This is a genomic window from Chryseobacterium turcicum (assembly GCF_021010565.1).
GTDB lineage: Bacteria > Bacteroidota > Bacteroidia > Flavobacteriales > Weeksellaceae > Chryseobacterium > Chryseobacterium turcicum.
This window is the reverse complement of the sequence record NZ_JAJNAY010000001.1, coordinates 2944416-2964216: the sequence shown is the minus strand read 5'-3', so window position 1 is coordinate 2964216 and position 19801 is coordinate 2944416. Positions and strand designations below refer to the sequence as shown.

The window sequence follows — 19801 nt, the reverse complement described above, 5'->3', positions numbered from 1 at the left end:
TGATACGAAGCTACGATTTTCATCATGTCGATTATAAGTCGTATCTTCGTAACAATTCAATTAAATGACAAAAAAGTACTTTTTTCCGGTAAAGTATACTTCGATTACACTTTCGTTGTCTTTGTCATATCTGCATGATGATAAATTTTTAAAAAATTCTAAAGAGTTTATTTAGTATCCCTGTCGAGACTCGGGACAGGGCATTATTAAGTGTTTGAACCAATTCATTTTTTTTTCTGAATGTGCATTCTGCATACCTTATCACAAATTTTTGTGCACAATGGTTATGTCTGAGTCAATATTCTGCATTCAGAAATCTCAATTTTTAAAAAATAAAATTATGTCAGAACAGATTATTTTAACCACAGGAGTATATGATTTAATAAAAGAACATTTAAGAAGAAAAAAAACAACTGCTGAAGAAGAAAAAATACTTCTTGCTCAATTAAGAAACGCAAAGCAGGTTTTACGTCGTGATTTGCCAAAAGATGTTGTAACCATCAATTGCGAAGTTAAAATAAAAGATTCTTCACATCCTCAAGAGCAGAAATTTGTGATTGTTTCTGAGGATAAAGCCAAAGTAAAAAAAGGAAAATATTCTGTATTATCTAATATTGCACTGGCGATTGTAGGGAATAAAGAAGGCGAAATTATCGATTGGCCTTTTGAAAATGGTGATAGAAAAATTGAAATTCTTAGCGTAGAACATATCAACTAATTATCAATATGTAGTTTGAAAGCTCCCAATTCGGGAGCTTTTTTAATGCTAAAATTAAATTTTAATGCGCTGAAATTAAAACTATCAACACTTATTGGGTATAATAAGCCGGAAATTCTCTTAAAATTGAATACAAATTCCGCCATTCAAAATATCTTGGGCTTACACTTTCTACCTGTGTAAAACCTTTTTCTTTAAAAAGTTTTTTTGTGCGGGTTACATGAAAATATTGGGAAACAACGATGATGTTTTTAAACTTATATTTTTGCTGAAATTTCAAAGTGTTTTCTACAGTTAATCTGGTATTATTACCATAATTATCCACTAAAATTATAGAGTCCGGAACTGCCTTATTAACTAAAAATTCTTTCATTTTTGAACCTTCATAAAAGCCTTCTTTACCTAAACCGCCACTGACCAGAATTTTTTTGACACGATGATTTTTGTACAGTTTAATTCCGGTTTCCAAACGTTTTTCAAGTCTTGTAGATAAAGTACCGTCTTCATTTACTTTGCTTCCGAGGATAATCGCAATATCTGCTTTTTTACCTTCATCAGATAACCCGTCAACGACAATGTAGATGGTATGTGCAATGAACCAAGAAATCATCAGGAAGACTAAAAACTTAAATGATTTGATTAAAATTTTCATCACTTAGTAGTTTTTAAACTTTTCTCTTTTTCAATTTCAGCTTTTATCCAGTCTAATTGTACATCTTTTTTATCGATAATATCCTGAACGCCTTGAGAAATTTCAACATCAGGAACGACTCCTTTTTTTGTATGTGTAAAATCAATATTGGGCTGCACCAAAAGTAATCCTATAGGTAAATCTATTTTAGAATTGGGAAGCATTTGATAAGAATAAAATCCTGCAACCGTTCCGTCATTGGCGCCGCCGGTTTCTTCACCAACTAATGTTACACGCTTGTCAAATTTTAATTTAGATGAAATAATAGACGACGCTGAAAAACTTCCGCCATTAATCAAAACATACACTTTTCCTTTGAAAGCATCTTGTTTTGGCTTGGTAGATTTATTTTCTTTCATTTTATAATAAGCGACACCATCTTTTCCTTTATACACATTCAACGTCTGATAAAAGAAATATCCTGGATAAGCAAGGCTTTTAAAAGTATATTGCAGTGGGCTTGACTTTCTAAAATAATTGGTTTTAAGCGGGCTTACTCTCGAGGTAAGTTGAGAAGGTTTTATCAAAACAAAAGGTTCAGGAGCGAGATAAGAATAAAGCTGATTGATTTCATACAACGAGCCACCATAATTTTCACGAATATCGATGATGAGGTAAGAAGATTCCGCATTTTTAATTTTGGCAAAAGATTCTTTATAAAATTTATCTGAAAATGTTCTTGTGAAGCTTTTAATTTTCATATAAGCAATCGTACTGTCTTTGTCTAAAAAATTGAAATTTCTATTGTAAGAGCTTGTTGATGCTACATAATCATTAAGTTTTTTTTCGGCAGTTCTCTTTTTATCGATTTTTTCTTTTTCAATTTCTGTTTTGTTTTTACTTTCCCTTTTTAAAACCAGAGTTTGTTTTTTATCTTCATAAAGAGTTTCAATTTTTGCACTGTCTAAAATCCCTTTTTCAGCAGTAAAAAAATTAAAGAAAACATCTTTTAAATAATAAGGATAAAAAGTAGAATTGTAACCGTCACTGCTTATGAGTTCACGATATTTTTTAAGATAATCTGCCACAGAAACTCCATTAATACTTAAAAGTTCTGTTCCCGGTTTGATATTTTGAATAGAATCTTTATTTTCAATGAAATACAAATGGTCATCTACTACATGATATTCAAATCTTCCAAAGAGTCCTTTTTTATTTTTTAAAGCTTTAATTTCTTTTTTTGAAAACCTTTTTGCAGGAATTTTTAAAGATAAATGACCTTCGCGGATTTGACTGATAACAGGTTGTAGTTTAAAATAAAACTCAGTAGGCGTTAAAGGCTTATTGATAGCCATCTTTAAACTATCAAATTTAAAATCGAGTTCTTTTTTTGAAATATACCAATTCAGATTAGGATGCATCTCCTGAAGTTTTTGGTAAGTGAAATCGACATCATCACGCAGTTTTTCAGGAGAAACCATGCTTAATCTTTGCTCATTATATTTTTTCACAGAATTGCATGAAGCAAAACTTAACGCCAATAAAGTGAAGATAAAATATTTCAAAATAGAAAGTTTTTTCGGTAAACGAATTTAAATATTTTTGATGGATATTGAAGTCTTCTTTTTGCTGGTTTTCGCAAATGCGCAAAGAACTTTTTTAAAACTTAAAATTATTAAGGCGCAAGGATTTTATCAAAGCTAAAATTTTAGAATCACAATATCATTTTATATTTAATTTAGCAAAATAAGTAGATGAAATAGAAGACTTAGAGCCTGTGAAAAATTAAATAAAAATAATTTATCTCGCTGATTTTGCTGATTTAGCAGATTAATAACTCTCCTTTTAATCAGCTAAATCTTTGTATCTGCGAGAATTATATAAAAATGATTAAAAAAAATCAAAAGCCAATCGTACAGAATTTAAATTAATAAAACTTAAACAAGCTCTTACAATCAGATATCTATTTTTATAAAATGTAATACTTAATAACTGAAAATCTTTGATTTTCTTGCGCCTTAAAAACAGTATGAAAATTAAAAATCTTTGCGCTCTTTGCGATTACCAACATTTTAATTGTTTATTAAAAAAGTAAAATTCATTTTCATTCGTCATTGAGGAAAGAGTAGATAACTTAAAGAAAGTTTTTTACATTTGAATTTCAAATTTTAATGATGGTTTATTTAATTATATTGATTGCAGTATTGGTAGCAGCAACTTATTTTGTAATGTCTCAGGAGGTTTTTGGTGCCGAAGCAAAAGGAAAACGTCTTGAAAAAATACTTAATTCTAAAAATTACAAGAATAAACAATTCCAAAATCAGAGTTTTACTCCACAGATTGCGGAAGGTTTTTCGATGCCAAAAGTAATGGTCAATTTTTTGTTTGGTAAAAAAGACCCATTATTAAAGCCATTACAAGCAATTCCTGCAATTCATACCGATTTAAGTAAAATTTCTGATAGTGAAGATGTTTTCATTTGGATGGGACATTCTTCTTATTTCATAAAAATCAATGGAGTTTCTTTTCTGATTGATCCTGTTTTGAGCACTTTTGGTTCGCCTTTTAAGTTTTTTAATAAAGCTTTTGACGGTTCAGATTTGTTTAAACCTCAAGATATTCCAAATATCGATTATCTGGTAATTACACATGATCATTATGACCATTTAGATTTTCCGACGGTAAAAGCCATTCGTGAGAAAGTAGGAAAAGTAATTATGCCTTTGGGAGTAGGAGCGCATTTTGAAAGATGGGGTTATTCTGAAAACCAGTTGATTGAAGAAGACTGGGGCGCAACGGTAGCTTTAAAAAATGATTTTAAAATAACTTTTACTCCGGCAAGACACTTTTCGGGAAGAAAATTCCAAAGAAATACAACGTTGTGGACTTCTTATGTTTTGGAAACTCCTACGAAAAAACTATTTTTAGGTGGTGATAGCGGTTATGATACTCATTTTAAAACAATTGGTGAACAATACGGACCATTTGATTTTGCCATTATGGAAAACGGACAGTACAATCCTGCCTGGAAATACATTCACGCTTTGCCAGAAGATGTTATTCAGGCAAGTTTAGATATCCAGGCAAAAAATATTATTCCTGTACATTCCGCAAAATTTGCTTTGGCTTTACATCCCTGGAATGAGCCTTTGCAAAAGGTAACATCGCTTGGAAAAGAAAAAAATCTACAGATTCTTACTCCAAAAATCGGTGAAGTTTTAGATTTAAATAAAACCAATCATCATTTTCAGAATTGGTGGGAATAATTTAAAGCAGTTTATATCTTAATCGATATAGATTATATTTTTCACGCAAATATTTTAGAAAGTAAAGATGAATGATAAAGCTCATGAATAGTTCATGCTTAATCGACTTGTTTTATAATCTTTGCTTCTTAAATTTTCAATGTTAAGTAATTAGAATAAAATAATGTCGTATTTAATTGTTTGCAATGGGTAAATTCGGTATATTTATCTCATTATGAGATATGTAACACTTAAAAAAGGAGAGATTGAGTTATTAGAGCACCTTCATCAAAATAGCCCTAATAATACTGTTAGAAAACGCAGTCAATGCCTTGTTTTATCAGATCAACGGCACAAGATTAAAGAGCTAGCTTCTATTTTTAAAGTAAGTCGCAGAACAATTGAACGTTGGTTTGATAATTGGGATAAAATAGGGGTTGATTCCCTTGCTATATCAGAGGGAAGAGGTGCGAAAACCCTTTTGAAAGACTATTCCAAAGAGGTTTCAGAGCAATTAGAACTTCACAATAGAAATTTAAAAAATGTATTAATTTACTTTGAACAGCAACACAATATTATCATCTGCAAAAAAACATTGCAGAATTTTTTAAAAGTTACTGGGTTATAAATGGAAAAGAGCTAGGCTCTCTTTAAAAGGGAAACGAAACGAAGAACAATTTCGATTTAAACAAAAGCAAATAGAAACATTAAAGAGTTTGGAAGATATCGGTTATATTGATGTATATTTTGGAGACCAAAGTCATTTTGGACTCCATCCTAATGTACCTTATGCTTGGCAAACAAAGGATAATCAAATAGTATTACCTGCTGCTAAAGGCAAATATCAGAATGTAGTTGGGTTGATGAACCGTAAAAATAAACTTCATTTCGAAATACTTGAAACAACCTTTAATTCAGATAGACTTATCTGCTTTATGAATCGTTTTGTGGAACAAACCGTTAAAAAAACGATCGTCATTCTTGACAATTCACCAATCCATAAATCAAAGAAATTTATGGCTAAAATAGAACAATGGAAAGAAAAAGATGTTTTTATTTACTTTTTGCCACCATATTCTCCAGAGTTAAATCTAATTGAAATTCTATGGCGAAGGATAAAGTATCAATGGTTAGATTTTGAGGCTTATCAATCATTTCAAAATCTCAAAGAAAATTAAATCTTGTTTTGACTAATTTCGGAACAAAATACGACATTAAATTTTAACCATTACTTATATGTATGTTTCTGGAATTTAATAAGTTTGGGACTTGATTTGTCTAAAGTTCAAAACAAATTTTAATTTAAACCCGGAAACGCAAATTTTGCAAAACCGCTTTTAGCATTAGACATTTTTTTTTCGTCATCTGTATGGTCATTTTTGACATATAAATCCTATTTATAAGTTTATTTTAATTTTTTATTACATATTCGTAGAGATCTTTTCCAACTTGAGATATATTAAAACTAGAGCTCCAGCCACTCCTTTCATGTGCAATTCCACAAGAATATAATAAGGCTTCCTTTTCCCCATTTCTAGGAAGTTTTCTATTCTCTGGTGTTTTGGAAATTTCATAATCTATTTCCGCCATTTCTTTAAGAAAATAAAAAGCATTAATGTTTATACTATTAAGGCAATCGGCTAGCCCTAAAAAGTATTTCCAATCATATTTTTCATTAATATCACTTCTGAATAAATTAGCAAAAATTTTTGCTTTTTCAATATTTAAAAATGTATCTGTATAAACTAACCGTTTTATTATCCAATGTATTATGTATAGGAAAAAAATACGTCGAGTTTTGTCGCTTTAAGCTATTAGTTTTGTACGATAACTAACTAAAAAAAAGATATTTAACATATTTTAATATTTTTTTTACTTTACTATGATTATTTTATTACTTTTGCGGCACTAATAACTAACTCACCATAATATGAAGCCAAAACATACAATATTCCATTAACTTTCAGGAATTCTCCTCATTTTTTACTGAAAAAATTCACCTCCAATAATATTAATACATAATCACTATTATGTCAAAACTTTTATGTCTAAAAACGACGTTGATACTCATCCTCATGTGTTCATCGAATGTTTTCTCGCAACTGGTTGGATCGGATGCTCAAATCTGGGAAAAATCGGCACCTACACTTCGTGAAGCCTCCAGTAGGAGTGAAGAAACTCTAGTGAACTTTCACCCAGGAATAAAAAACCGACTTTTCAAAAAGTATATTAAACACAGTATAAATAAAAGTCATACATTAAGTCTTGTACATACCTCAAAAGAAGATGATAAAATTTGGGAGAGAGAAGAAAGAAAGAGCTCTTTAAGTAATAATGCATATGAAATTAGAGATGGTAAAAAAGTTTTTAAAATTAAAAAAAAGCCTAGCATTTTTACCTTAAATAGCAATGCTGAAAGAGAAAAAGGAAAAAATGACAGTTTACAAATCTCTTTTGATGATCATAATCTGTATGAACTAATTTTTCTTCCTAAAAAGTCGAAGCCAATTGATCTTAACAAAATACATTCTTACTTATCAATAAAGTATGGAATATCTCTAGAAAGAGGAAAATATTATGGGAGCGATGGAAAGATTATTTGGGATCCTGAAAAACAGAAAGAGTTTATCCACAGACCTACCGGACTTGGAAGAGATGATGGAAATGAATTATATCAAAAACAGTCATGTAATCAGGAAGATCAATTTTTAACGATTGGTAAAACCTATATTAAAAATCTCAATGCTGAGAATCCCAGCATATTTGATCATAATAACTTTGTTATGTGGTCTGATGATAACAAAAAAATGTCTTTTAAAAAAGATGGAAATTTTGATGTTCTTGAAAGAAGTTGGGAAATTAATTTCATAGGTCCAACTATTTCAAAAAAAGATTATAAAGTAAGAATTGATAAAAAATCCGTTAATCCAGATAATTTACCTTTGGTATACTGGATGATTCTCAAGAGTGTAAATGGTGAAACAATTAAAATACAAGGTATAGCCGATGATAGTTTCATTAATTTTTCTAAAGTAAACTTTATCAATGATTACGATACTAATCTATTTAACAAGTTCACATTTGCAGTAACACCATTACGACTTGATAAAAAAGATGATATAAAAACATCTCCTATTTCAGAAATTACCCCAGATCAGATTTCACTTGATTTTGAACAAATCGTTTTATATCCTAATCCTGTAAAAAAAGATGAATTATTTACGATAAAATTTCCAGCTATGGAAAACCTAAATATTTCTATATACGACGGTGGGGGAAGATTAGTGAGATTAGAGAAAATTGATCATAAGGCCAAGTCTTATTCAAGTTCACTTGCTATTCAAAGTTTTTATCTTATTAGTCTTACAAAAGACGGAAAAGTCATCAAAACATTTAAAATTATTGTCAACTAAGCCATAATCATGAAAATACCATTTAATAAACTTCCTTTTACAAAAAGGTCGGTACTGCTTATTTGTTTTTTTGCAAGCATGTTTCTTTTTGCAAGCTTAACAAAAGAAGATAGACAGAAGGTAAGAGAATTCAAACTTAAGATGATGGAAAAATATTTCCCTCATAAAGAGGAAATTTTATCCGAAGAAAATTCTAAAGAAAATAAGAAATCAGAGACCCTAACAGATTATGTACTTCAAGAAACTAAAAATACAAATTTAGAAGATTACGCTTCTTTTGAAGCAGTATCTTCTAATAACATGATTAATGCTGATGACTTTTTAAATCAATTTGATTCTGAAGAAAAGCAGGGACTTATTGGTGAGCTATCAGAAGAAGAATCTGATAATCCTTCTGATAACTTCTTTACCATCAATATTCCTGAAATAAAGAATCTCTCTTCTAAAGCATTTTTGCAGTATGAGCTTTTTGGTATGGAAAGTTACCATTCGGTATCCCGTTCAATCAACAAAAATCTTGCGTTTGGAGGAAATATTATTGTTCCTTCAAACAAATGGAGCACTCAAAAAGAGCTGATTAGTATCAACTCGCTGCAGAAAGGCAAGAATAGTATTTTATTTACCGCTGCAGCTAATGGCATTAAGTACAAGGTAAAAAATGTAAAGATTATTTTTGCAAAAGCAGATTACACTGCAGATGCTATTTCAGCATTGCTATCAGGCAATCAACTCTATGTAAAAGGGGTACAGAACTCCTCCGGTCTAAGTTCACTGCAAATACATAATACGGCCGTTACAAAAACAAACGGTGAGTTTGAAACTCTTGTAAACCTTAGCGAAGAGGATAAAGCGAAAGGCTTTGTTTCTATTGTAAATGGTACGCAGAGCAAACAGTATAAGATTCCGAAAAGTACTGATTCATTTAAAACAATCGCTGATGAAAAATTCAGCCCAGTAACTTTTGAAGTAGGAAAAGATACAGAGTTCACAAAGAACTATGAAGGAACTGTAATCAATATAGAAAAAAATTCTGTTTTAGAAGCTGCTACCATTCAGGTTTTAAAATTGAGAAAAAAAGACTACCCTTCCCTAACTGGAGAAATAAAAAACATGACTCCTAGTTCTTACGCGTATCGATTAAATAAAATTTCGGGTACACTAAACAAAAAAGTCAAACTATCAATACCTTACGATGATAAAAAGCTGGGCGCAAGATCATCAAAAGAGATTAAAGCTTTTTATTTTGATTACGCTTCAAAAAAATGGAAAGTAGAACCTACAGGAAAAGTAGATGTCGAAAACAAAGTAATTACTGTAGAAGGTGATGGAGATACAGACTATATTAATGGTGTAATTTCTCTTCCTGAATCATCACAATTGGAAGCCTTTGCTCCAACCAGCATCAGTGGGCTGAAAGCTGCTGATCCAACAGCTGGTTTACAACTTATGGCAGTTCCAACTGCTACACAAAAAGGAGATGCAAGTGCTAATTATCCAATTCGAGTACCAAGTGGAGTAGGAGGTTTACAACCTTCAATGTCGATAGGCTACAGCAGCGGTGGTGGCAACGGTTGGATGGGTGATGGCTGGAATATTAATGGAGTCTCTGCCATTACTGTGGATACCCGCTGGGGTACACCTGAATTTGATGCAACAGGTGAAACAGAACTCTATTCATTAGATGGAGAAATGTTGGTGTATCCTAATTCATACCTTCCGCACAGACACAACGATATAAGTGAAAATAATACAGCAATAACAACTGACCGACAAAAAAGGGTTGATTTTACAAACAATGGTATAAAACAGTTTTATCTAAGGAAAAATCATGATTTTAGTCTTATTGAAAGAATAGGAGATTCTCCAGGTAATTATACATGGAAGGTTACTTCAACAGACGGAACAAAAAGTTATTATGGCGGATCTCCGGACTCTATGCTTTCAGGTTCTCATTGGGGCCTGAGATTGATTGAAGATGTACACGGAAACACCATGGAATTTACCTATTATAACGAGGCAGCCAGTGGTGGACATTTCTTTCAAATAAAAAAAGTAGCTTATGGTAAAAATAAAGACTATACGGTAAATTTCAACAGACAAAGCTCTGTTACCAGAAAAGACATCAGCATCAATGCGAAGCAAGGATTTCCCAGATCAGAACCTTACCTTCTAAAGGATATTGAAGTAAAATATAAAACCGAGCTTGTAAGGACTTATAAGATGGATTACATCGACGGGGAGTTTTACAAAACCTTGTTAAAACGTTTATATATAGTACCTCATAATCCTTGCTCAACGACTCTTGCAAACAGAAGTGAAAATAGCACCGAGAGCAAAGGCGAAAGAGACGATATTGACGATGGAAGTGGTGGAACCGGAGGTACAGACGGAGGTATTGAGCCTACTTGTAATGAAATTACAGACAGCTACACGTTTGATTATTACAATGATGTACGAGACAGCCAGGGAAGTTTACGAATTTATGGCTCTGATACCAATATAAGCTTACAAAATGATAAAGAAGCATATTCAGGATTTGTTCGTGGACTGCTTACTCCATCAAAAATAAATGGAAATATCAGCACTGAAAAAGGAGTGAATTTCAGAATTGCTGCAGGATTAAATTTCTTTTATCCTTCCAATGATGCATACGGTCATCTGATGTTTGGTTTTCCTTTCGGTTTTTCCAATGCTGAAGCAAGAAATGCCCAGCAGCTTATCGATTTTAACGGAGATGGTATTCAGGATATGATTTACAGGGTGCCAAGTGAACGATTATTCTTAAGAACAGGTTATCTTGATGGATTCGGAAATTTAAATTTTAAATCTTCTCAGCCTATCGAAAACTATAGCGGTGACTTCTCATTTACAGAAACAAAGACCAGCAATTCAGGCTGGGACATGGGAGCAATCATATATAGTAAATCACAAATTAAATCTTCCTCAACAAGCACTACCAAAACATACTTGGTTGATGCCAACTCAGACGGCCTTACAGATATCGTACACAATGGAGAAATATGGTTCAACAAATTCGATATCGCAAGTGGCAAATCTGAAATGACCAAGCATTCTGAGCATACAGAGAATATGATCATTAAAGCTAAAGCAATACAAAGCGCTTTAGTCGCATGTCCTGATCCGAAGATATGCCCTCAGGATATCGTTCTCCCTCCAACACCAATAACGGATGTGGTAAAAGTATGGATAGCTCCAAAAGATGGATATGTAAGATTTACGGATAATATTCAGTATAATAATGGTATAGCTCAAAAGTTACCAAAGTTGTATTATTCTGTAGAAATTCTTAATCCTACACCTTCTGGAAATAATCCAGTTACCTATTCTAATGGTAGAATTTATTTAACCCAACTGCAAGCAGGTGCCTTGTCACAATCGGTTCTTATTGAGCGATATAATGATTATTTACCTTATATACAAAATAATATTCCTCAAAATGGGGTAAACAGCCATTGGGGAATCAATAATTCTAATAGATTATTTGTAAAAAGCGGTGATAAAATATATGTGAGACTTCATAAAAATATGGATGGGAATTATCCGGTGATTTCTAATCCAAAAGTGGCTTATGTTGATCCTATTTCTGGTACTGAAATACCAAATAATTCTACACTTTCTCAAGATCAGTTTCAGTTAAATAACGGGACTTACGGTAATAATATGTTTTTAAATAACATTTCGGCTCCTATTTATTTTGATGCAAACGGTACTGCGTCTATTCAAGTATCACAATTTAAGTTCCCATATCTTAGGGACAAGGTTACTTTCAGAATTGTTACAGAGGATAGTGCAGGAAATCTTACTAATCTGATTACTCCAGAAATTTATGATTCAACTCATTTAAGCACCCTTGCTCATTCACTCACATTATCAACTACTGCATCAAACCCTGTTCATTTGAGGTTTATTGTAGAATCTGATTCACATACCGATTTTTATAGTACAAGCTGGAATGGGAAAATCAATGTATTTTATAATGCTTCGACCACCTATAATTCCAATGTGAACCTTAGCTATTTTCCTGTAGCTGAATATCCTTCATTTGTTGTTGATCAGTTAACAAATAAGTTAGATATAAATCAGATGTCTAATCTTGGTGTATCAGGTAGTCACAATTTTGGTGTCCAAATCAATAAAAATATTGGAAATTTCTCTAGTCTTGGTACGGGTTCATTTTATTATGTCATTAAAAAAGGAAATGATATTCTTGCAAAAAGAAGAGTTGTTGTGTCTCATACCAATAATATATTAGAGGAAGAAGATATGACTTCAGGACAAGCAATAAACGGCATATTGCCGATTGATTTTTATACAGGGAATCCAGTTATGGCCAATAATAATGATTTTATAACGGTACAGGTATATTGTAAGACAGGTGGAGACTTTACTCTATTTAATAATTATTCAGCTTATTTTCAAGGTAAACCATTTGTAGTATATTATGATACAACAAATGTATATGGAAATACTTCAGCCACAGCAGTTAACACGGCAATGTATAATACAAAATCTGTTTTCTACAATAACTGGGGGCAAGTCTTGTATCAGCCCGGAAGCTTTAATGATTATACTTATGGTCCACCAATAGAGGTTGCAGCATTTACCACAAATACGACAACACAAAATACATATCCACAATGTCAGGGAATCACAAACCAGGCAGATTTGGCAGCATGTATTTTAAATGCAAGTAACAACAATCCAAATACAGGTAATAATACTGTTGCTAGTACAATCGCTATTATGAAACCTAGTCTGGTAATAACAAGAGGAGGCTTCAAAAAATATTGGGTGGGTATTGGGCCGGACCAGTATACTAACGAATCTAGTTTTAATAATGATGAAACAGTCAATTATTTCACTAGTCCCGTTCCTGCATTGCCTCCTGTTACTCCAATTACCTTTAATTCCGGGCAATTGTCTATAGACACTACCATGAAAGGGATTGATAGAGTAAATAAAAGTGGCTCTCACAACAATACACAAGGTCTGAGTTATGGTATGGGAAGTGCTGGTAATTCTATTACCCAACTTGCCGGGGTTGGAAGTATAGAAACCCAAACATTTTCGGATCTTAACGGAGATGGTTATCCGGATATCGTGTATCCACAATCTGTTCAGTTCACGAATTCAACAGGAAGCTTAAATAATATACAAGTCTTAGATTCAGGAGACTACCCAACGAGATCGAACAGTTATCAGAAAATGAATTCTCTTGGTTTTTCTTATAATGCATTTTCAGTAACAGGAAGAATAGGAGCACAAGGTGATAACGGAACAAACACACAGCCTGATAGCGGTATGCCTTGGTCAGGAGGAGCCTCCATAAGTGCTGGTGTAAATGATTACTACGATTCTTATGATTCTGGAAAAACTTTCTGGATGGATATTAACGGGGATGGTCTTCCAGACAGAATAAAGGATGGAGGTACACCCCATATGTCTTATGCTTTAAATTTAGGTAAAAGTTTAAGCACATATTCATCTTATGAAAACCTAATTACATACCGTTCACGTCCTAAAGGCAGTTTAAGTTTAGGAATTGGCGCTTCATTAGGCGGATCTGCCAATTTAAGTGCATTAAGCAGCTTTGGATTTGGAATCAGTGCAAGTGCAGGTGCATCAGCCTCTATAGGTACTGCAGAAACAGTGTATGAAGACATTAATGGAGATGGTCTTATTGATATTCTTGAAATTAATAATTCTAACAATTCAACCACGGTACGATACAATCTTGGAAACAAGTTTGACAGCCCAACTCCGCTACTAAAATCTGCGGGAGCAATTAATTTTACCGATGAGACAAGATCATTCAACGGTTCATTCTCATTCGGAGGTACTTATATGTTTAATATAGGACCAATCACATTAATTCCACCTTTTATACTGTTAACACTTTGGATTAAAGCCGGAGGGGGAGCTACAGCTAATATTGGTCTTAATGTTTCTGAGACCAGAAAGGCATTTAAAGACATGAACGGCGATGGATATACTGACCTCGTAGTTGATAACAATAATGGCTTTACTGTCAATTATTCGCAGATTGGTAGAACAAACAAACTAAAGGCAATAACAAATACTATCTCAAAAGGTAGATATAACCTGGATTATCAATTTGAAAGAGCTAATTATGATAGCCCTCATGCTAAATTGATTGTAAATAAAATTACAGTTGTAGAGCCTGATGTATTTTCTCAGAATTATACCACTGATCAAGGGAATAAAATGGAAACTAAATATTCTTTCAGTAAAAGAAAATATGACAGAAGAGAAAGAGATGATTTTGGATTTGAAACAGTAACCAAATCTGAAATGAATGGCGGTTCTGCTGAAAGAGTTTCAACCGATTATTACTATAACAATAGCTATCTGATGAACGGTATTCCGAAGAGCAGTATTGTTACGGATGCCAATGGAAATACGATTTCTGAAACAAATTACGAATATAAGTTACATAAATTTATCAATAATACATCTCAGATTGATTTAAATTCAGATCTGGGAGCCGATTATGATACTGGTGGTAGAGAAGGGAGAAAAATGGCTATTACTCTATTGACTGACAAAATAAGAACAATTTATGAATCAGGAGGGAGTATAACGACCAAGGAACAATTTAAATATACACCTGGTGGTTTAATTACAAATTATCAATATACCAGCCCATCTACATCTTACAATACCAATATAAAATATCAGTCATTTTTTAATAATATTATTGGAGTTCCAACTCTTATGGAAGTATACGAAGGTAGCACTCAATCGGTATTATTAAGAAGAAGAAAATCAGATAATATTAATCCTTACACAGGAGATGTAAGAACATTCTTAGTATTTGATGGCGCCAATGACATTCCTACTGATATTGAATATTACTCTTCTGGAAACATTAAAAAAGTAACCTCTCCACCTAACCATAATAATGCAAGATACTGGATCGAATACACTTATGATGACACAGTCACCGGAAAATATGTTACGAAAGTAAAGGATATTCATGATATTCAGTCTACAGCAGTATACAATCCGCTATTCGATGTGGTAACAAGAAAAGTAGATACCGGAGGTAATGCAATGGTATTTTATTATGACGGTTTCGGAAGAACTTCGTCGATTATGGGGCCTAATGAGATTGCAAACAACTCTACCGTTCCTACTGTGAAATACAGATATTGGACAGATCATGCAGGAATTCCTAATAATAACAGTGCGATTAAAATCTATCGAGCATCAACCTCAAATTATGATCCCGAATATGCAAGTGCCAATAATACGATCATGACCGATACATATGCCGACTTTTTGGGAAGAGTGGTACAGGTAAAAAAAGATATTGAACTTGATGGTTATGAAAGACGTTCTGTATCCGGACCTGCTGTTTTTGATATATTGGGAAGAACAATCAAACAGTACCATCCTAAATTTGAAATTTTTGTAAATACAAATCTTAATGTAAACGGATTTAGCGGTCCGAGTACCTCTCAAACATATGACAATCGGGACAGAGTGATTACTGCAACAGATGAAGATACTAATACGAAAACAACCAATTATACTATTTCTGGGAATTTGTTGAAAACCACAGAAGAATTTGGCAATCAAAAGTCTGAATCTTATACCAATACCGAAGGTAAAATAATTCAGAAAGATGATTATTTCTACACTGTGCCATTATCAACAATTTTTAAATACAATCCTATTGGTGAGTTGTCTTCTGTTGAAGACCCTGAAGGGATGGTAACAAGTTATTCTTATGATCTTGCAGGAAGACGTATTCAGCAACGTCACCCGGATAAAGGTATTACAAGTTACGAATATGATCCTGCAGGAAATCTCAGAAGACTAACAACCGATAACTTATTAAATGACTCCAGCATTAATACCCATTATATAGAATATAAATACGATTATGATCGATTACTAGGAATATTCTTGCCTGATCTTCCTTCGGGAGATCAAAACCCGAATAACATAGAGTATCAATATGGGCTTTCAACCGCGGGTAATAATGCAGGTAAGATTGTTACAAAAGTAGACGGATCCGGAGATACAGTATACAAGTATGGAAGAATGGGAGAAGTAATTTCGGAACTGAAAACAGTTCGTGGTCACCATATTCCTGAAATGTATTTTAAAACATATTTCAACTATGATAGCTGGAACCGTTTGACGAAAATCAAGTATCCTGATGATGAAATCGTTTCTTATCATTATGATCTTGGAGGGAATCTTAAATCTGTTGATAATAATTATGGTGAAACGTTGATAGAGAACATCAAATATGATAATTATGAGGAACGTTTAAAAATTAAATATGGTAATGGTACACACCAGAATTATGTCTATAATCTACAAAATAGAAAATTAAAACGATATTACCTCATGAATAATACCAATAAAACGATGTTGGAGAATACGTATAAATACGATCAGTTCTCCAATATCAGTATGATTCAAAATGAGGCAGATCCTTTGGCAAACGGTATGGGCGGAGCATTCCAGTTTAATCTGAATTATGATACCCTAAACAGGTTGATTGGCACAGAAACTGGAGAGGTCATCATTCGTGGTAAAGAAAACCTACCAATACCTATTACTTCTTTTACGCCATCGACCTATAATCTTGCGATGGAATACAATAATGTAGGTGGAATCACACGAAAACACCAGCACCATGAAAAAGATCAGAATATTGTACCGGAAAACACTTATGACAATAATTATGGATATATTGCCGGATCTCATCGTCTAGAGAAGGTAGCTGATACTTCCGGAGCTATGGAATATTTTGAATACGATCTGAATGGTAATGCTATTGGACACACAGATATGAACGGAATAAAGCAAATGTTCTGGGACGAGCATGATCGTTTAAGAGCTTTTTATGATGACTATAAAGGTGTTTACCAGTACTATACTTACGATGATAAAGGAGAAAGGGTTATTAAATACGGACTTGAAATCCCTTCACAGCTTTATCAAAACGGTATACCTGTTAAAATTGATGAACTGAAACTTTTCGAGTATAAATTATATCCTAATCCTTACGTTACCGTAAGCTCAACAGGACAGTATACAAAGCATTACTTTGAAGGCCCAAAAAGATTTGCAAGCAGAGTGATGGACGGTGCAGGTAGATTTAAAGATCCTGCGGTATTATACACCAATAGAACAGCAGAAGATAAACCCACTGCAAAACCAGCAGATGTAAAGTCAGATTTTGAAAAATATCTAGAAAAATCTGGTCTTGGTAGTGATTTATCGGTAGAACTGAAAGAAACACCTTGGCATACTGGTTTATACTATCTGCATGGCGATCATTTGGGAACGGCTACATTTGTAACCAACTCCCAATCGGAAGCAACGCAATTTTTCTTAAATTTACCTTTTGGAGAAACAATGTATGAACAGACAGACGGAACGTATAATAATCCGTTTAAGTTTAATGCAAAAGAGTTAGATGACGACACCGGATTGTACTATTATGGAGCGAGATATTATAACCCAAGATTGAGTATTTGGTATGGTGTGGATCCGCTGGCAGAGAAGTATCCGAGTCTTTCTCCATATGTTTACGTGGCTGATAATCCGGTAAATGCAATCGATCCAGATGGAAGAGAAATAATATATATAGTAAGAGATTCCAAAGGAAAGTCTACAGAACAATGGAAATATTCTAATGGGAGTTTTCGTCGTTGGGAAAATGGAAAGCTTGGAGCTAAGTATGATGGACGAACTCATAAAGGAAGCCCCGAATTATTTACATTAGCTGTTCAATACCGAAAAATAGAACATTCCAAAGACGAAGTTTTAAAAGGGATGCTTCATACTCTTGAAACAAGTGAAAAAAAACATTGGGTAGAAGGAACTACTACAGAAGGTAGTGGTGTTTATCCTAATGGGAATGGTTTAGGTGAAATAGGAACACAGACAGTTTTCAATTTTAGTAAAAAAGAAAAGGATAGCTTTACAAAATTAGAGGAAATTCCCTTTTCGGATTTTTCGACAGTAGCTCATGAAATGCGACATCAATTTGATTATGATCAAGGAAACCATGCGGATGGTAACGGATTATCTGGAGCAAGTTCTCCTAGAGAACAAAGAGCTGTAAAAGATGAAAATAGAGCAAGAGGTTTGGAAAAAATAAAAAAAAGAACTTCATATGGAGGTGAAAAAGTAAATCCAAATCCTAAAAATTATATTCTTCCTAGTCAAAAACGGAAATAATAAATAATATATATGAAATCAAAAGTTATATTTTTTGCCTTTGTTTTAATAATAGGGTGTTCAAAAAGTCAAAGTTCAAGCCCAAGTATTTCAGATGTTTTTATTGAAAAAATAGCATTGGTAGAGGAATCATTACCCTCAAAGTATGTAGTATATAACTTATATGTCAAAACAGATAATTCTTTGATTTTAGTGACTAATGTGAATTTTTTAAATACTCTTTACAATGAGCATTATAAAAATAGGTTTAAAGATTTTCATAGTTTTTTACAAATGTCCCTAAGACAAAGTTTCGAAATAAATACGGAAATTGCAGCTAAATACAAATACCAGACTTTTACAGTGAATCCCGAAATTATGAAGTTATCAACAAAATTCATTATAGAAAAATACTTTCAACAGACCGATATTAAAGAAAAATATTATTTTTATTCTAAAGGTTTTTCGACTAGTGATATGCAAACAATTTTATATAAAATGTTTTTAGAAGGGTATATGATAAGTTTTGATGATTATGGTGGAAAATATAATATTATTAAATTCAAGGATGAATAATATGACCCGATTGAAAAGATGTGCAATATTTTAAAATTAAGTTCCAGCGGTTATTATAAATGGAAAAATAGATGTAGTAGCAGTAGACTGCTTTTGAAAGAAAAAATAAAAGAGCAAATAACTTCGATTTATTTTTCATCAAAACAACGCTATGGAAGCCCTAGAATTACCTTTGAATTAAATTCATTAGGATACAGAATATCGCGAATCACGGTGGCGAAATATATGAAGGAGCTGGGTTTGAGAAGTAAATTAAGCAAGAAATTTAAAGTAACTACGAACTCTAAACACAATTATTTGGTAGTAGACAACATCTTAGACAGAAACTTTACAGCAGATAAATCCTCGAAAGTTTGAGTTTCAGACATCACTTATATCCAGACCAAAGAAGGATTTTTGTACTTGACAACTGTTATTGATTTATACGACCGAAAAATAATCGGATGGAGTTTGAGTAAGGGAATGAGTACAGAAGAAACAAGTCTTACAGCCTGGAAAATGGCTGTCAAAAACAGAAAAACAGCAGATGGATTAATTTTTCATAGCGACAGAGGTGTTCAATATGCAAGCAAAAAATTTGTAAATACATTAGATTTTTATAACGTCACAAGAAGTATGAGCCGTAGAGGAAATTGTTGGGATAATGCAGTGGCTGAAAGTTTTTTCAAATCATTAAAAACGGAACTCATTTATGGCAACAAGCTCATTACAAAAGAACAAATGCAGTTAGAAATCTTTGAATACATTGAAATTTGGTACAACAAAAAAAGACGTCATGGTAAACTAAATTTTAAGACAATAGAAGAGTTTAATAATCAAAACAAAATTTATCAAAATGTAGCTTAACTTTAACTGGAGTTTTTATTTGCATATCCACATCCCCATATATGCAAAATTGTCTTATATATTCTGATAAAATAAGACCCATATAATTTGTATTTAGCAACTATTTTATTTTTGTTCAATTTTAAATTTCACTATTATTTCTTTT

At 32.6% G+C, this 19801-nt stretch carries 12 protein-coding genes; 9 read left to right on the top strand and 3 right to left on the bottom strand.

Features of this window, described 5'->3' with window-relative positions; translation table 11 throughout:
• The first annotated feature begins 340 nt into the window (after positions 1-340).
• Positions 341-718 carry a GreA/GreB family elongation factor gene (locus tag LO744_RS13465; protein ID WP_230670045.1) on the top strand — a complete coding sequence of 126 codons (378 nt, stop codon included), beginning with the start codon at positions 341-343 and terminating at the stop codon, positions 716-718.
• A gap of 91 nt (positions 719-809) precedes the next feature.
• On the opposite strand, the gene LO744_RS13460 is transcribed toward LO744_RS13465, so the two are convergent.
• Both LO744_RS13460 and LO744_RS13455 read right to left on the bottom strand, forming a co-directional pair.
• Complete coding sequence (locus tag LO744_RS13460; RefSeq protein ID WP_230670043.1) at positions 810-1370, bottom strand: YdcF family protein; 561 nt, start codon at positions 1368-1370, stop codon at positions 810-812.
• Positions 1370-2914 (bottom strand): S41 family peptidase, encoded by a 1545-nt coding sequence (locus LO744_RS13455; RefSeq protein ID WP_230670041.1) that lies wholly within the window; start codon positions 2912-2914, stop codon positions 1370-1372. Before LO744_RS13455 ends, LO744_RS13460 begins: the two co-directional genes overlap by 1 nt.
• Positions 2915-3520: 606 nt before the next feature.
• On the opposite strand from LO744_RS13455, the gene LO744_RS13450 reads away from it, so the two are divergent.
• The 3 genes from LO744_RS13450 to LO744_RS13440 all read left to right on the top strand — a co-directional run bounded on the left by LO744_RS13450 (position 3521) and on the right by LO744_RS13440 (position 5772).
• Positions 3521-4615, top strand: coding sequence for an MBL fold metallo-hydrolase (locus tag LO744_RS13450; protein ID WP_317207258.1), 1095 nt, complete (start codon positions 3521-3523; stop codon positions 4613-4615).
• 214 nt (positions 4616-4829) lie between these two features.
• A complete protein-coding gene (locus LO744_RS13445; protein WP_230670027.1) occupies positions 4830-5222 on the top strand; it encodes a helix-turn-helix domain-containing protein in 393 nt (130 codons plus the stop codon).
• Positions 5212-5772 carry an IS630 family transposase gene (locus LO744_RS13440; RefSeq protein ID WP_230670584.1) on the top strand — a complete coding sequence of 187 codons (561 nt, stop codon included), beginning with the start codon at positions 5212-5214 and terminating at the stop codon, positions 5770-5772. The genes LO744_RS13445 and LO744_RS13440 overlap by 11 nt, the downstream gene beginning before the upstream one ends.
• 232 nt (positions 5773-6004) lie before the next feature.
• Here the strand turns inward: LO744_RS13440 and LO744_RS13435 are convergent, their stop codons facing one another.
• Positions 6005-6184 carry a hypothetical protein gene (locus LO744_RS13435; RefSeq protein ID WP_230670039.1) on the bottom strand — a complete coding sequence of 60 codons (180 nt, stop codon included), beginning with the start codon at positions 6182-6184 and terminating at the stop codon, positions 6005-6007.
• Between the two features lie 440 nt (positions 6185-6624).
• Between LO744_RS13435 and LO744_RS13430 the strand changes: the two genes are divergently transcribed.
• The 5 genes from LO744_RS13430 to LO744_RS13415 are packed head-to-tail and all read left to right on the top strand — an operon-like array spanning position 6625 to position 19656.
• Positions 6625-8007 (top strand): T9SS type A sorting domain-containing protein, encoded by a 1383-nt coding sequence (locus LO744_RS13430; RefSeq protein ID WP_230670037.1) that lies wholly within the window; start codon positions 6625-6627, stop codon positions 8005-8007.
• Between the two features lie 9 nt (positions 8008-8016).
• A complete protein-coding gene (locus tag LO744_RS13425; RefSeq protein WP_230670035.1) occupies positions 8017-18255 on the top strand; it encodes an RHS repeat-associated core domain-containing protein in 10239 nt (3412 codons plus the stop codon).
• Positions 18256-18267: 12 nt separating this feature from the next.
• Positions 18268-18810: a hypothetical protein gene (locus LO744_RS13420; protein ID WP_230670033.1), complete on the top strand. Its 543-nt coding sequence runs from the start codon at positions 18268-18270 to the stop codon at positions 18808-18810.
• An 18-nt stretch (positions 18811-18828) separates the two neighbouring features.
• Entirely contained in the window at positions 18829-19167 is a 339-nt protein-coding gene (locus LO744_RS20490; protein ID WP_394799519.1) for an IS3 family transposase, read from the top strand.
• A gap of 9 nt (positions 19168-19176) precedes the next feature.
• Positions 19177-19656, top strand: coding sequence for an IS3 family transposase (locus tag LO744_RS13415; protein WP_317207265.1), 480 nt, complete (start codon positions 19177-19179; stop codon positions 19654-19656).
• Positions 19657-19801 lie beyond the last annotated feature (145 nt).

What these genes read in the sequence shown, in the direction of transcription:
- LO744_RS13465 (WP_230670045.1), top strand. Translation starts at nt 341, where the DNA reads ATGTCAGAACAGATTATTTTAACCACAGGAGTATATGATTTAATAAAA.
- LO744_RS13460 (WP_230670043.1), bottom strand. Translation starts at nt 1,370, where the DNA reads ATGAAAATTTTAATCAAATCATTTAAGTTTTTAGTCTTCCTGATGATT.
- LO744_RS13450 (WP_317207258.1), top strand. Translation starts at nt 3,521, where the DNA reads ATGATGGTTTATTTAATTATATTGATTGCAGTATTGGTAGCAGCAACT.
- LO744_RS13445 (WP_230670027.1), top strand. Translation starts at nt 4,830, where the DNA reads ATGAGATATGTAACACTTAAAAAAGGAGAGATTGAGTTATTAGAGCAC.
- LO744_RS13435 (WP_230670039.1), bottom strand. Translation starts at nt 6,184, where the DNA reads ATGGCGGAAATAGATTATGAAATTTCCAAAACACCAGAGAATAGAAAA.
- LO744_RS13430 (WP_230670037.1), top strand. Translation starts at nt 6,625, where the DNA reads ATGTCAAAACTTTTATGTCTAAAAACGACGTTGATACTCATCCTCATG.
- LO744_RS13425 (WP_230670035.1), top strand. Translation starts at nt 8,017, where the DNA reads ATGAAAATACCATTTAATAAACTTCCTTTTACAAAAAGGTCGGTACTG.
- LO744_RS13420 (WP_230670033.1), top strand. Translation starts at nt 18,268, where the DNA reads ATGAAATCAAAAGTTATATTTTTTGCCTTTGTTTTAATAATAGGGTGT.
- LO744_RS20490 (WP_394799519.1), top strand. Translation starts at nt 18,829, where the DNA reads ATGTGCAATATTTTAAAATTAAGTTCCAGCGGTTATTATAAATGGAAA.